The sequence below is a fragment of the Paenibacillus sp. 453mf genome, assembly GCF_900116105.1.
Lineage (GTDB): Bacteria > Bacillota > Bacilli > Paenibacillales > Paenibacillaceae > Paenibacillus > Paenibacillus provencensis.
Genome location: NZ_FPAC01000001.1, coordinates 2,506,106 through 2,520,672, shown reverse-complemented (window position 1 = coordinate 2,520,672; position 14,567 = coordinate 2,506,106). Strand labels below are relative to the sequence as shown.

13 protein-coding genes and 1 pseudogene are annotated in these 14,567 nt (G+C 44.4%); all 14 read left to right on the top strand.

The genetic code is table 11. The features are described from left to right. Nucleotides 1-316: 316 nt before the first annotated feature. Nucleotides 317-634 (top strand): winged helix-turn-helix transcriptional regulator, encoded by a 318-nt coding sequence (locus BM415_RS11930; protein ID WP_091158249.1) that lies wholly within the window; start codon nucleotides 317-319, stop codon nucleotides 632-634. Nucleotides 635-685: 51 nt separating this feature from the next. Then, nucleotides 686-1,249 carry an FAD-dependent oxidoreductase gene (locus tag BM415_RS11925; protein ID WP_091158247.1) on the top strand — a complete coding sequence of 188 codons (564 nt, stop codon included), beginning with the start codon at nucleotides 686-688 and terminating at the stop codon, nucleotides 1,247-1,249. A 115-nt stretch (nucleotides 1,250-1,364) separates the two neighbouring features. After that, the gene (locus BM415_RS11920) at nucleotides 1,365-2,072 is read left to right on the top strand and encodes a hypothetical protein (protein ID WP_091158245.1); all 708 of its coding nucleotides are present in this window, start codon (nucleotides 1,365-1,367) and stop codon (nucleotides 2,070-2,072) included. Between the two features lie 222 nt (nucleotides 2,073-2,294). Further along, nucleotides 2,295-2,903 (top strand): hypothetical protein, encoded by a 609-nt coding sequence (locus tag BM415_RS11915; RefSeq protein ID WP_091158243.1) that lies wholly within the window; start codon nucleotides 2,295-2,297, stop codon nucleotides 2,901-2,903. Between the two features lie 209 nt (nucleotides 2,904-3,112). Then, on the top strand, nucleotides 3,113-3,496 hold the full coding sequence (locus tag BM415_RS11910) for a nitrite reductase (NAD(P)H) small subunit (RefSeq protein WP_091158242.1): 384 nt from the start codon (nucleotides 3,113-3,115) through the stop codon (nucleotides 3,494-3,496). Nucleotides 3,497-3,605: 109 nt separating this feature from the next. Beyond that, nucleotides 3,606-3,924 (top strand): annotated as a pseudogene (locus BM415_RS25550) (hypothetical protein); the annotation flags it as partial. Between the two features lie 173 nt (nucleotides 3,925-4,097). Further along, nucleotides 4,098-5,480, top strand: a complete 1,383-nt coding sequence (locus tag BM415_RS11900) for an extracellular solute-binding protein (protein WP_091158240.1) — start codon at nucleotides 4,098-4,100, stop codon at nucleotides 5,478-5,480. Between the two features lie 118 nt (nucleotides 5,481-5,598). Then, complete coding sequence (locus BM415_RS11895; RefSeq protein ID WP_091158238.1) at nucleotides 5,599-6,483, top strand: carbohydrate ABC transporter permease; 885 nt, start codon at nucleotides 5,599-5,601, stop codon at nucleotides 6,481-6,483. Between the two features lie 2 nt (nucleotides 6,484-6,485). Then, nucleotides 6,486-7,313 carry a carbohydrate ABC transporter permease gene (locus tag BM415_RS11890; protein WP_091159215.1) on the top strand — a complete coding sequence of 276 codons (828 nt, stop codon included), beginning with the start codon at nucleotides 6,486-6,488 and terminating at the stop codon, nucleotides 7,311-7,313. A gap of 43 nt (nucleotides 7,314-7,356) precedes the next feature. After that, a complete protein-coding gene (locus tag BM415_RS11885) occupies nucleotides 7,357-9,177 on the top strand; it encodes a cache domain-containing sensor histidine kinase (RefSeq protein ID WP_091158237.1) in 1,821 nt (606 codons plus the stop codon). Continuing rightward, the gene (locus tag BM415_RS11880; protein ID WP_139236983.1) at nucleotides 9,168-10,754 is read left to right on the top strand and encodes a response regulator transcription factor; all 1,587 of its coding nucleotides are present in this window, start codon (nucleotides 9,168-9,170) and stop codon (nucleotides 10,752-10,754) included. The genes BM415_RS11885 and BM415_RS11880 overlap by 10 nt, the downstream gene beginning before the upstream one ends. 168 nt (nucleotides 10,755-10,922) lie before the next feature. Continuing rightward, a complete protein-coding gene (locus BM415_RS11875; protein ID WP_091158234.1) occupies nucleotides 10,923-13,292 on the top strand; it encodes a stalk domain-containing protein in 2,370 nt (789 codons plus the stop codon). 160 nt (nucleotides 13,293-13,452) lie between these two features. Further along, complete coding sequence (locus tag BM415_RS11870; RefSeq protein WP_091158232.1) at nucleotides 13,453-13,914, top strand: Fur family transcriptional regulator; 462 nt, start codon at nucleotides 13,453-13,455, stop codon at nucleotides 13,912-13,914. 2 nt (nucleotides 13,915-13,916) lie between these two features. Continuing rightward, the gene (gene yidD / locus BM415_RS11865) at nucleotides 13,917-14,168 is read left to right on the top strand and encodes a membrane protein insertion efficiency factor YidD (protein WP_091158231.1); all 252 of its coding nucleotides are present in this window, start codon (nucleotides 13,917-13,919) and stop codon (nucleotides 14,166-14,168) included. Nucleotides 14,169-14,567 lie beyond the last annotated feature (399 nt).

Here is a 14,567-nt window from a genome sequence, read left to right as displayed (position 1 = left end):
TATAAAAATTATATAGGTATAAAGAACTGGTTATTCAAAAATCAGCGTGGTATAATAAAAATGCTTATGAATCCCGATTTTGCAGGGAAAATTCAAAGTACGCACAGAGGTAGATGGACTGTCTTAGGATGGTCTTTTTTAATTGAAACGGTTGACTGATTTTACATGTCATTAGCTTCATTTTTGGTTAATGATTATAGTATACTTCAGGGGATATTGTATAGTTTCTTTCCATATACCACGAAATGTGCTATTATGATATGTACTAACTAATTGTAAGTTTGGGTTAATGGAATTATTTAAAGAGGTGAATATAATGGAAGGTCAACATCTGAAGATGTGTCCAAGATTTGAGTCGGCCTTTTCATTCCTGGGCAAACGATGGAATGGTCTCATTATTCAAACATTAATGAATGGTCCTAAACGATTTAAAGATATTTCGAATCTCATACCTCAAATGAGTGATAAAATGCTGTCAGAGCGAATGAAGGATCTGGAGAGCGAAGGCATTTTGATCAGACATGTATATCCAGAGACACCTGTGAGAATTGAATACGAGCTTACCGACAAAGGAAAGGCACTCCAACCTGTAATGCAAGGAATTCAGCAGTGGGCGGAACAATGGGTTGAATAGCCGAAGCTAAGCTCGTGGCGTCATGAATCTTGTGTGGAGAGGATGAAACTCATGGCAGATATTATTGTTGTTGGTGCAGGTCCTGCAGGAGGCAGTGCAGCTATTTTTGCGGCTAAGGCAGGCAAAGAAACGATCGTTCTTGATAGCGGTGCAAGTATGACGAAACGCGCCTGGATAGAGAACCACTATGGGACCGAGGGCATTTCAGGGCCGGATCTATTAACATCAGGCAGAAAACAGGCGGAGAAGTTTGGCGCTGTTTTCTACGATGAGAAGGTAACTCTGATTACTTCTGAGAGTGGTCAGGTCAGGCTTACAACAGAATCGGGCAAGGAATACACGGCACGGCATGCGATTCTAACGACCGGTGCTAATCCTGAACTGGCGGCAAATAGCGGGATTCGTATGATTGAAGGACGTGAGCCAAGAATAAAATCAGTTATTGAGGTGGATCGTCTCGGCAGAACCAGTATGCCATGTGTGTGGGCTGCGGGTGTCATTGCTGGAGTCAGTGTCCATACGATCGTGACGTCCGGTGACGGAGCAAGGGTGGCCATTGAGGTGCTCAGTGAGCTTAACGGTGAACGGTATGTTGACCACGATATGCTTAAGTAATGACCAAACTTTTTATTTTTCTGAAGAAAGATAAAGGATCGTCCTTGCACAAGTCGGTGCTTTTCGTAGTATAATTGCAGAAAGGTCGAAAAGGCATAGAAGGAGGGCGATCTACTTGAACAAAATCGTCGTGTCTCGTAAAGTGAATTACTTTAAACAAGATGTTGCCGAGCTTGAGCAAGCATCCCTCCGCGTTCAGTCTATCTATGAGAAGGCAGCTAGAATGGTGAAGCAGTATTTTTCTCCAGCAGCAGCAGAGAAGCTTGAGGCAACAGTGCAGTCCCAGCGCTCATATTTTCAAAAGTGGATCCACACGAGCAAAGGATGGAAATTCATCGGAAGTGAATATCAGTATGAACAAGCAGAAGACCATCCTTCATTAGCTGATCTGAAAACGGATACAAGCATTGGCGAGTCTACAGCATTGTCTGCGAGACTTGGCGGCTCCTTTGCCAGCTTAATTCTTCAGGCATTCATATGGTCACAGTATGAAGAGATTCAATTGTTCCATCCGTTTCTTGGAGATGAATCATTCTATACGGGTGAAGAGATGGATGTCATTGCAGCCTACTTTGTGCCGACTTATTTGACGGAGAGACCATTGTACGAGAGTGGAATCCATTATCGAAGAAGAGATAACGGAGTTACCGTTTATCAAGAGGATGTGCCTGCCCCATCTGTCGTTTTTGATTCAGAGTGGGGAACGATGGAAGGTAAGCTTATGACGGGAGTTTATGTATCAGGTCTGCAATTTAAGGGGCTTGGTCCATATTTGAAAAATATGAGCGGTAAACGAATATATATGCAAGCAGCAGTTCAGTAATGTCAGACAGGTCAAATAAGAAGAGCCCAATTTTGGGCTTTTTTCTATTTGAGTTGAAGTTAAACATAAGAAAATAGTATGCTATATAAATAGATTGTAGAATAATGCAAAAAAAAGTAAGGCGGTGATTGCATGAAAGTGCGGTACTCATTTACAATTTCAGCAATAATTCTACTCTTGTTCATATTTACGGGCTGCAGTTCGATAGACAAGGGGACAAGCATGGCGGAGGACCAAACTCCGGGATCTGTTGAACTCCGTGTAGAAGGCGGCAACTACATACCCGCACTAACTCAACCTGTACAAATTAGAATTAATGAAGGACTAACAGTACATGAAGCAATCGATCGAGTCGCTGAATTTGCTGAAGGTTCGAATGCAATTGCTTCAGTTGGCTCATATGTATTAGATGAGTCTCTTGAGTGGAGATTAAAATTAAATGATGAAGATATTGGTTCTGATGCATGGGGACATTCTTTAGATAGCAAAGATTCACTAATTCTATACATTCAACCTATTGTCCAGATTGAAAATATGGAGCCATCGGCTGTGACATTAACGATTTATGGTGGAGTAAGTCAGCCAGATTTGCGGGGTTCGATTGCAAGTCTTTATTTTCCTAATTTGACGGTACGAGATATTCTCGAGAAGAATGAGCGGGTCCAGCTGACAGATAACAAGAGATTCATTCACTCCATTGATGGTTATGTCCCGCTAATTACGGAAAAATGGAAAATTGAAGTGAATAATAAAGAACTAATGGAATATGGACTAGATATGGTTCTTAGTCCGAGGGATGAAGTTAGATTAGAGCTTGCTGAACGACAGTAGTCGTCGGCAGGCTTTTTTTGTCGATAAAAAGACCTAAAACATCCATAGTGAGAATATTCACATAACAAAACATCCTACCATGGTATCATTTTGAAATATTCGTCAAAATTTGATTCCCATTTCAGAATCTTTAATTTAAAATAATTAGGTGAATCAATTTCATTTCAGAAATGAAGACATTACCGTATCTTGGAAAGAAGGGTTAACCTATGGGTGTGATCAAAGGGAGAATTAAGGAACAACAGGTGCCTGTTAGTGTGTCTGAATTCATTAAGGCCAGGGCTTATCCAATTGGAAACGAGCGGGATTTCTATTCATTGATCGGACGTAAGGTTACTCTAAATGACCGAGAAATTGGCGTGTTCAGAACAAGTGACGGTGGTCTGTTTGCTCTCGATAATGTCCGCATAAATCCAGAGGGAATAAGGCTGACGGAGGGGATTGTGTCTAGACATACGGTTTATGATCCTTCTGACGATTGGAAGGTTGACCTGGAAACGGGAGATGTCATAAGAGAAGCTTTTAATATTACCAAGGTGCAAACATATAGGGTGCATAACATGAAGGGCAAATTATATATTGTTGTTGGATGAATCAATGGATGGTCTATATCATTTCATATATAAAAAGAAGCCGAATCTTTCTCTTAATCAGAAAGTCGGCTTTTTTGTATAGGCTCTAAATTCTGCAAATTTCTACAGGGCACGCCGGTTGTCTGATCATGGCAAGAAGATGTGGATCCGACATGTATATATCCCTGGCATTCATAATGATGAGAACGATCTGTTGAGTCTGGGCCGGTTTATAGGGACACTGGAGGGGGTAGATAAATTCGAGATTCTTCCTTATCATCAAATGGGAATCTATAAATGGAAGAATCTATAAATGGAAGCTGCTAGGCAAAGAATATCCGCTTGAGGGTGTCCCCTCTTCTGAACAAGATGAAATAGACCGTGCTTACCATCTAATTGAGACTGGACGGAAGGAGCAAGCAAAAAACAAATTTGATATGTTGTCGTGATAACGAACTCCCTTCTTACATGCGAAGGGAGTTTTTATGTATTTTTTCGAGGATTTTATCCCTCGATCTTTAAATTGTGGTCCTATCGGAAGAACAGCATTGTTTCTATAATGTAAATTGTAAAGCAAGTAAGTTACATACAATACAAGCTCATAGAAAGCGGGGGCAAACGGATGTTGAAGAAAAAGTTTGGTTCTATGATGTCGTTAATGCTGGTTGTATCACTAACACTGGCAGGTTGTGGAGGTGGCTCTAATACAGAAACACCTGCTGCGGAGCCCGGAACTTCTGGTGAAACGCCGCCGGCAGCTTCGGCTGAGCCGTTTGAAATGACGCTTAGGCATACCCAGGTCGGTGCGGACAAGGAACGCAGGCTTGCGATCCTGCAGGACGTGGTTAAGAAAGTGGAGGAGGAAGTCGAAGGCGCATCATTTACGCTAGATGGGGTTGATTCAGACGTAAACCGCAAAGAAAAGCTGCGGGGGGAAATGGCCGCAGGCAATCCGCCGGATATCTTCGACCTCTTCGGCAGTCCGGATGCTAAGGTATATGCCAAAGAAGGCATGCTTCTTAATCTGACGCCAATTCTAGAAGAGCTGGGCATTCAAGACAAATTCTCTTCGCTTGAGCCATTCACTTATGAAGGCAATGTGTATGGTCTTCCTGTCGGGGGATCGGGTGAAGGATTTTTCTACAACAAGGAATATTACGAGTCGAAGGGTTGGCAGCCGCCAGCTACCTTTGCCGAGTTTGAGCAGCAGCTGGCTGATATTAAGGCAGATGGTAAAGTACCGCTGGCAGGAGCTTCCAAGGCAGGCTGGGTACCGCTTATGCTGACGAACCATCTTTGGTCCCGCTACGCAGGCTCTGATGTTACAAACAAGTTTGTTACCGGGGAAGCGGCATGGACCGATCCAGGAGTTGTCAAAGCCTTTGCTAAACACCAGGAATGGGTTGATAAGGAATACTTCAAGAAAGGCGAGCTTGGATTTGAGTATGCGGAGTATACGACTCAATTTACGAGCGGTGAAGCCATTCTGATGTATGATGGAACATGGAAATCATCGGTATTCAAAGAAGGGCAGTCCGGAGAGGGCTTGATTGGAAAGGTCGGATTCTTCAACTTGCCACCGGTAGATGGAGGAGTCGGAGATCAAACTTCTCTGATGCGTGATGTGAATAATGGATACGGATTTGCGGCTTCGATTGCAGACGATCCACAGAAGCTGGCAGCAGTCAAATCATTCATTAAGAATATGTTTAATGAAGAAATGCAAATTAGAGGCTTGGTTGAAGACGGCGTGCTGCCAGCGATGAAATTCGATGAAGCTGTTCTGACCGAAAGTATTACGGATGATTTGATGAAGGAGATTGTAGCTGTACTTAATGCTTCCGCTACTTCTTTCCCTGCATTTGACTCGCTTGTTCAGGCCGATGTAACGACAGAAATCAGTAATATCCAGATTCAGAAGCTGATCGGCGGCCAAACGACCCCTGAGCAAATGGCAGAAGATCTGCAGAAAGTGCAAGAGGAAGCAAACGCAGCAGTGGAATAGCAATCGTTACGATGAAATAACAGGACTGCTTACCCCGGACAGCGTCCGGGGTTTTTTTACACACTAAATGGGTATGAGGCTGTACATTATTGGCTCTTCCATGGGAGGCTGTTGGCACATGAACAAATCACTCAAGAACCCTTGGGTATACTCGATGTTTATATTACCTGCCTTGATATTGTTTATTATGTTTTTTATTTATCCGATCTTGAATTCGATATACTACAGCTTTACCAGCTGGAATGGCGTATCTGAAAATCCGAAATTTATCGGTTTTGAAAATTATACTAAAGCATTTGGAGATGAGAGGTTCTGGGAGTCGGCATTGAATAATGGATGGTTTATTCTTTTTTCGTGCGGTATTCAGGTTCCACTGATTGTATTCTTCTCTCTTCTTATTGCGAATGTGAAGCGGCTCAAGGGTCTGTACAAAACGGCGGTATTCCTTCCCTCAATTATGTCTACAGCAGTTATTGGGATATTGTGGGGCTTCATCTATGAACCGAATATCGGGTTGTTAAACCAGATTCTCAGTCTGTTCGGTATCGAACCGATCTACTGGCTGTCAGACGAGAAATATGCCATGTTCTCCATCCTGCTGACGAATGCCTGGCAGTGGACTGGCTTCTACATCATTATGGTACTCGCAGCGATTCTCGCCATCCCGCGTGATCTGGACGAAGCTGCTGAGATCGATGGAGCGAACCGGCTGCAAAGGGCATTGTCCATTACACTGCCGCTGATTAAGCCTATCATTTCTGTAGTCATCATGCTGTCCATTGCGGGTGCCATGAAGGCGGCAGATATCGTTATTGTTATGACAAAAGGCGGACCAGCCGGATCAACAGACGTGCTTGCAACCTATATGATTAAATATGCGATTACAAATTTTAAATACGGCTACGGAAATACCATTGCTGTCCTCATATTTGTATTTACACTCATTCTGACGGCTCTTTATCAAGTGCTGATTGCCCGCCGCAGTGAAAGGATTGAATACTAATGATGCGAAGCTTGAGTAAATCAATCCCCCATGTATTTCTGCTCAGTTACTTGCTTGTTATTTTGTTTCCATTTCTTTTTGTCATCTTCTCGTCCGTCAAGAAGGATAACAATGCAATTGCGCTTAATCCGTTTGGCATCCCCCAAGAGTTTGCATTTGAAAATTATGTGGAAGCCTGGGTTAATGCCAAGATCGGAACCTACTTTTTTAACAGCTTGTATATTTCAATTCTGGCCTCGGTGGTATCAATCTTGCTCGGAGCGATGTTTGCCTTTGCGATAACAAGAATGAAGCATGGAAAATGGAACGCTGCCTTCTTCAGCCTGATCCTGATCGGCATGCTCATTCCGAACAATTCCCTCATGCTGCCCATCTATCTGCTTGTCCGCAAGCTTGGTATCCTGGATACGCATCTTGCGCTCATCATTCCTTATATTGCAAATGCGCTTCCGTTTACGATTATTATTCTGGCTGCTTTTATGCGGTCGCTCCCAAGTGAAATTGAGGAAGCTGCCGTTATGGACGGGTTGAGGGCACAGGGTATTTTTGCTAGAATAGTGTTACCTCTAACCATTCCAGCGATCGTTACGGTATTCATTGTTAACTTTCTTGGCAACTGGAATGAATTTCTTCTAGCCAATTACTTTTTATCCACGGACACACTTCGTACCCTGCCTGTAGGAATGGTGCAGTTCAGAGATCAGTACCAGATGAACTACGCTCAGATGTCAGCGGGTATTGTTTACAGTGTCGTGCCGGTTATCATTATTTATTCCATTTTGCAAGAGCAGATCATTGAAGGTGTAACCGCAGGTAGCGTCAAAGGGTGACGAGACTTACGCTTATGCTCTTCGACCGGGGAGAAATGCGTTCTTGAACTTGCGTAGCAAACTTGTTGTGGCGTTTCTGGCATTGATCATCATCCCAATGTGTGTCATGGGCTTCGGAACCTTTCTCGTGACATCGAGTACAATTGAGAAAAAATACAGCGAGCAGGCTGAGTATGCGCTGAAGTCGATCAGCTACAGCATCGAAAGCGTGTTTCAGGAAATGAACAATGTAACGGACAATGGAATTGCTACGTCTGTGTTTCAGATGGCTCTCGAATCTGAGAAGCCTGTGAACCTCGGTGAAAGCGATCAGCTCTATCTGAATGCGAGTCAGCGGAATTTTCGCAGCCTGCTCTATAATTACCCTGCGATCAGCTATGCCTTTCTCTATAATTTGGAGCATTCCACCAGCGAGCGGATCGTCTCCATTTTTACAAAAGAAGACTTCAAGGCACTTCCCTTCGGGGAGTTCACCAATCATCCACTATACAATCAAGTGAAAGAATTAAACGGTGTTCCCCTGTGGATTGCTCCACTGGAGCATCCAGAATTCACAGGATATGAGCCTGTATTTACACAAATTAGGCTTGTAAAGGAGCTTAGCTTTTTTCAAAACATCGGTGTTCTGGTTGTACAGATAAAGAATTGGGAAATTGACCGGATCTTCCGTAATCTCAGCATGAGCGGCAATCAGGATACGGAATTCATGATGGTAAACCAAGATGGGCTTGTCGTATATGATCCATCCGGTTTTTATATTGGGCGGTATATGTCGGAGCTGATGAGCGAAACTTTTGCAAGCAAAAAAGGATACAACAGCACCAGGCTGAATTTCGACGGAAGAGAGAGCATACTTTCACAGTACCAAATGAAGGGATACCCATGGCAGCTTGTTTCTGTAACCGAATGGAACACCTTGGCAAAAGAAACGAATCAGCTTGTCAGCTGGTATGTGATTATTATTATTTGCTGTCTATTTGCCGCTCTTATGTTCAACGTCTTTTTTATGAATCGGATTACAGGCACGATCGCGGTACTTGTAAGGTTTATGCGCAGAGTGGAAGACGGAGATTTCAGTGCAAGGATCGAGGGCAAAGGCTACGATGAGCTCCAGCTGCTAGCACAAGGCATCAATGATCTCATGGACAAAATCAGCAGCTTGTTCCGCAGAGTCAAGGCAGAGCAGATGCAGAAGACAAGAGCTGAGCTTCGGGTGCTGCAAGCGCAGATTAAGCCGCATTTCTTATTCAATACACTGGAGTCCATTAATGGACTTGCTCTTCGTGGCGAAAGAAGGAAGGTCAGTGAGATGGTAAACAGGCTGGCCAGTATTTTACGTATCAGCATTCAGGAAGTGGAAGAAATTCCGATCAAGGAGGAAGTGAGGCATCTAGAGAACTATTTGGCGATTCAGAAATACAGGTTTGCTGATCTATTTGAATATGAGATTGATATTCCGGAGAAGCTCGAAACGTTTCCCATCCTTAAGCTCACCCTGCAGCCCCTTGTCGAGAATAGCATTCAGCATGGATTTGAAGGAATTGATTACAAAGGAGTCATCCGGGTAACTGCATGGGAAGATATGGGTAAAGTTGTGCTTGAAGTGCGGGATAATGGGATCGGGATGGATAACAACGTCCTTGAACGCTTTGAATACATGGCGAAGACGACGGAAATGGAGGATGAACCTATATCTCCGGCGATGTCTGAACGTCGCGGTCTTGGTGTTCGGAGTGTAGCCGACCGAATTCGCATTCAATATGGAGATCATTACGGTATATTTATCTGCTCTGCGAGTGGGGCAGGAACGATGATCCGGTGTGTACTACCCAAAAACGATTGGGGGGATTCGTCTTGGAACTGAGTGCGCTGCTGATTGATGATGAACAGCCTATACTTGATAATTTGAAGGAGTTTATCGACTGGGAAACGCTCGGAATCAAGGTGGCTGGAGTTGCCCGTACAGGAAGTGAAGCCTTGGAGCTTAGCGCCCATGTTCAGCCTGATCTCATTTTATGTGATATTCGAATGCCTGTCATGGACGGTTTAACGTTCATTGAACAATACCGTGTACGAGGCGGGGAAGCAGAGATTCTGCTGCTTACCGGCTACCAGGAGTTTGAATATGCCAGACTAGCGCTGCAGCAAGGCGTTCGTGAATACATATGCAAGCCGATCGATTATTTGGAGCTGGAGTCAAAGATTGGTGTGCTTGCAAGCAGTATCAGTAAGAAGAAGTACAAGGAGCAGCAGGGTACGGTGCGACAGCTCCACATGAGCAAGTGGATTCGTCGAAAATGGCTGCAGGAAGTATTGCTTGGAGAGTCTCCTAGTCCCAATCCTTGTATGGATGTGAAGTCCACCGCAGATGGATCTCGATATTCTCTAATACGACTTGATGCACAGGATTATTTCCTGAATTCTTTGCTATGGCCTGAGGAGGAGCGTAAGGAATGGCATGAGTCTGTTGGCGCTGTAATCGAAAGTCATTTGGCCTCCTCTGGGACAGCAGGAGAAGTGATCCAGACACGGGATGGGGAATGGTGTATTGTCATTGAACATGATTCCTTACTGCCTGAGACAGGATCTATGATTCCTGTTCTACTTGAAGATTTGGAGCGTAAGTTTGCAGATGCATCCGGCATGGCCGCGGAATTGTATGCTTCTGGCAAGATCGTCTATGATTACATGCTTGCCGAAGAATACAGAGATGCTCAGCGAGCGATGATGATGTCTGAGCAATCCGGCACACGGCATGAAATCAGGGATGAGCAGGAGTCGGGCGAGGAGCTGGAATGGATGTCCCGTGTGTGGTCGGATCGATTGACACTGGCTGTTCGCCAGAAAAACAAAAATGAGGTTATAGCGGTACTGAAGCAGATTTACAGTTTGATGTGCACCGATAATGGTGGGAATAACGGCAAGGCCATTAAGTATTTTCACTACATTGTCGTTCTCATGCTCCGTGATTTGCACGAAATGAAGCTGCTCCAGACAGATGCAGAAGAACGAATATGGAATGTGATGTTACAGACGCTTACGCTCCGCGAGTATTATGAGCTGTCTCTCACCTTGGCAGAAGCATGCGTCAGCGAGCTGCCGAGGCGCACGGCAGGAGAACTGGTTGCATCCGCAAGAGATTATATCGCGGCAAGACTTGATAAAGATTTGGGGATTGAAGAGATGGCAGATCAGCTTGGAATCTGTTCAAGCTACTTCTGCCAGTTGTTCAAAAGCCATTTTGGCGTCACATTTGTTGAATATGTAACGAGAGAAAGAATGGAGTCTGCGAAAGCGATGCTCACCGGAACAGACCGGAGCATCGCTTCCATCGGAGCGGCGGTCGGGTATCGGGAACGGAGATATTTTTCAAAAGTGTTCCATAAATATTATGGGATGAAGCCTTCTGAATATCGTGAGATGGCAGCCAAGACAAACTGAAATCTTTGAAAACATAAGTAAATGACGACATAAGAGCAGCTTCTCCGATTTGGGGGATGTTGCTTTTTGTCATTTTTTAGAATGTGGAGAGCAACTTTTTAGTTACAACTGCGTCTAATAATGAGACATGTAGCGTGATACAACTAAGCGATTAGAAGGAGTCGAGGAATGAATTTCAAGAAATTATCTATTCTCACCGTCTTTGCCGCTTCACAGGTACTGATGGCATTTCCGGTGAGTGCACAATCAGACAATGCCGGACTTCAGCAGGGACAAGCCCTTGATCAACAAACAGAAAGTGTGCAAGGAAGCCTGTCTCATGACGTAAAGAATAACGAGAACTCTTCTGATACCCATGTTGAAGTGAATCAGGACACAGAACCCGCAGAAGAATCCGTAAGCGGAGCTCAAGACATATCAGGTGACACCGAAACGGGCAATGTGGCCAATTCTGGGAATACAGCAGAATCAGGCAATAATGCTGAACCTGGTAATAAGGACAGCGGTGAGCAGTTAGATGAGTCTCAAGCTGCAGAATCTACAGAGAAGAAGGAGCAGACTTCACCTTCCGAAGAGGATCGCACGGAGTCAGAAGCTGTAGAGCAGCAGTCGGTATCTCAGCAGGTAAGCTCGGCTAAGACTAATACAGCAGCGAATACAGCTGTCAACGCAAGCCAGCTTATCTTATTTTATAATAGCAGCAAGATGATTCAGGACGGTGTAACTTATTACGCTCCACAGCCGATGGTTGTGAAGAGCGGTGTTTCGTATGTGCCGATTCGCGCATTGGTTGATCGTGTTGGATACAAGGTTTCGTACAACTATGCGACCAAAGAAACGCTGATTATTCAGGGCAACAACGAACTTCGCTTCAAAACGAACAGCAGCAGCTATACTGTTAACGGCGTTTCGAAGAGCATGAAGGGTGCTTCCTACCAGACGAACAATACGTTTATGGTGCCACTGACATCGATCACCCAAGCACTTGGCATTACTTACAGTGTGGATAACATCAATAAACGGATTATTCTAAATCTGTCGAATAAGCCGGTTGCTAAATTCAGCATTCAGCCGAGCACAGTGTACGCAGGAGATACGGTAACTTATGTAACGGCTCCTTATTCTCCAAAGGGCCTTGCCATTATCAATGAGCGCTGGGAAGGCAGACAGGATGTATTTGAAGCGGAAGGGAACTATACGGTTAGCTATTATGTTCAGGATTCGAGCGGTACATGGAGTGATCCATATACAATTACTATTAATGTAGAGCGACCAAATCAGCCGCCGATCCCGATGTTTACAACGGACAAAGAAGAATACAAGATGGGCGAACTGATTACGTACAAGGACGAGAGCACCGACGACGAGTATATTGTTGATACGCAGTGGGACAATAACGCATCAGCATTTTTTACACCTGGACCCAAGACGATTCGTTTAACGGTTACGGATAATAAAGGTGCAAGCCGCACCTACGAAAAAACGATCATTATCACAAATGAAACGCTGTATACATTGAATGAGTTTAACCGTCTTTTTACACCGATTGGAGAGGAATTCTCCTTTGACGGTTCGATCGTGCCTACTTGGGACAAAGTAAATTATACTTACACGGATCAACCAGGTACACTGATACGAAGCAATAGTCCTGAAACGGTCAATCGTGAAGGGATTCTATATCAGGACAGTGCAGTCGGCAGTACTCGATTTTTGCTCCACCATCTAAATAACACCGGTAAAAAAGTGAAGATGTACGTGGTTGCAACCAATAACAACTCGGCAACAGCTACACTCCGCACTGAGAATCTAGGTCTTGCAGGTCCGACCAACATTGCTCAGGCTGCAGGCAAAAAAGCGGTACAACGATATTTTGAAACGATGCAGGATGGCACAAAATGGTCGACTACTCAGCTGAAGCCGGGTGAAAGTAAGCTGATCCTTACAGATCTAAGCTTGTCCAGCTTGGGTCAGAGTCAAATTATTTCACTATTTTCTGATGTTTACAGCAATTATCCGATAGACTATAAGGTCATTATGATTGATGAGAAATTGGATCCTTTGACTGCAGTGAAGAAGCTGCCTGTTCTTGATCGGGATGGTGTCCACAACCGCGGTACTTATGATAATCCGACTCGCATTATCAAATACAGCGAGACGATTGGTGAAGAGTCACAGCGTCTTGTTATCGGCGATAACAAGGATGATCCGAACGTGTCCGGTGTAGATCCCATGGTAGGAGTAACGGCTTCAAACTCCGGTAACTTTGGTGTCCTGTACAAGATCACTTTGGATAAAGTAGCTCCGAATACATTGATCTCCTTTAATCCACGCGGAGGGACCTATTCCGGTTATGCGATGGTAAATGGAATGCCCATTCCTCTCGCAAAGAGCGGAGGAGTAAGTGCTCCGAACGAGCAGGTTGTATTATATCGGACAGGCAATTATGAGCAAAAGGTCGAAATTTGGTTTACTGCTGCGCCAGCAAGCAGTCTTCCAATCAACCTGTTGTTTACGGCATTGCCGCAGGTTGAGGAATAAGAATTCGTTCATACAAGGAAAGAGCTCTATATCAGAGTTCTTTTTTTGTTAACGGAATTGTTCTTAGATGAACCACGAAAGACGTGTTCGTTGACGTGACTCTTGATTTCAGGCATTATAAGGGTATGACACAAATAGGTATGACAGGAGGGTAAGAGTCATGCTGTCCACGGATCAAATTATTGAAGCTATGTCCGGTCAAGGACTTCGAATTACAGATCAGCGCAAGACGCTGGCAAGACTTTTTGCCGAATCAGAAGGTTATTTGTCACCAAAAGATGTTTACGAATATATGGGCAAATCATACAGCGGATTAAGCTTTGATACGGTCTATCGCAATTTGAGAGTGATGCAGGAACTCGGCGTATTGGAGCAGGTCATCTTTGAAGACGGGGTTAAATTTAAAGCTTCGTGCAGCAGTGGTCATCATCATCATCATTTGATATGTCTGAACTGTCAGAAGACACTGCCGATCGAGTTCTGTCCAATGAAGCTTACAGACACACCAGACCAGTTTCAGGTTGTTGAACATAAGTTTGAAGTGTTTGGATATTGCAGAGACTGTCAGACAGAAGGTAAAGCCGATAAAAATATGAAAAAGTCTGCTTCTAAAGGTCATTAATAATGAAGCCTGCTAGATTGATCGCGAAGGCACCGGTCAAATTCTATCGAAAATTCATCTCACCGCTGAAGCCGCCCAGCTGTCGTTTTTATCCGACCTGTTCTGCTTATGCACTCGAAGCGATTGAGGTGCACGGTGCTGTGAAGGGGTCTTTGCTCGCGGCGAGACGGATAGCAAAGTGTCATCCTCTGCACCCAGGGGGAGTTGATCTGGTACCTCCCAAGAAGGGCAGCGAAGGTAATACTTCCTCTTAGGCTATTGCGCCTTGACATTAATGATGCTGTTTTGTATGATTTTTGTGAATAAGCTCAATATTATAGATGTAACTTATACGCATATTTTTCCTATGAAGGGATAAGTACGATCATATATGCTTTAGTACAGAGAGCCGGGGGAGCTGCAAACCGGTCTGAAGCAAGATTCGGAAAATGGTCCTGGAGGAACTGCTTTCGAGCCATATCAATCCTATTAAGATTGACAGGTAAGGGAGCGGCGCATGCCAGCGTTAGCGGGCACAGTTAAGCAATGGATCTTGACTGGTGTGAGCCTGATTTCTTACCTGAATGGGAGGGATCAGGGAATTTGGGTGGTACCACGTGAGTTTAACAGACTCTCGTCCCATATGGGATGAGGGTCTTTTTGTATTGTTTTGC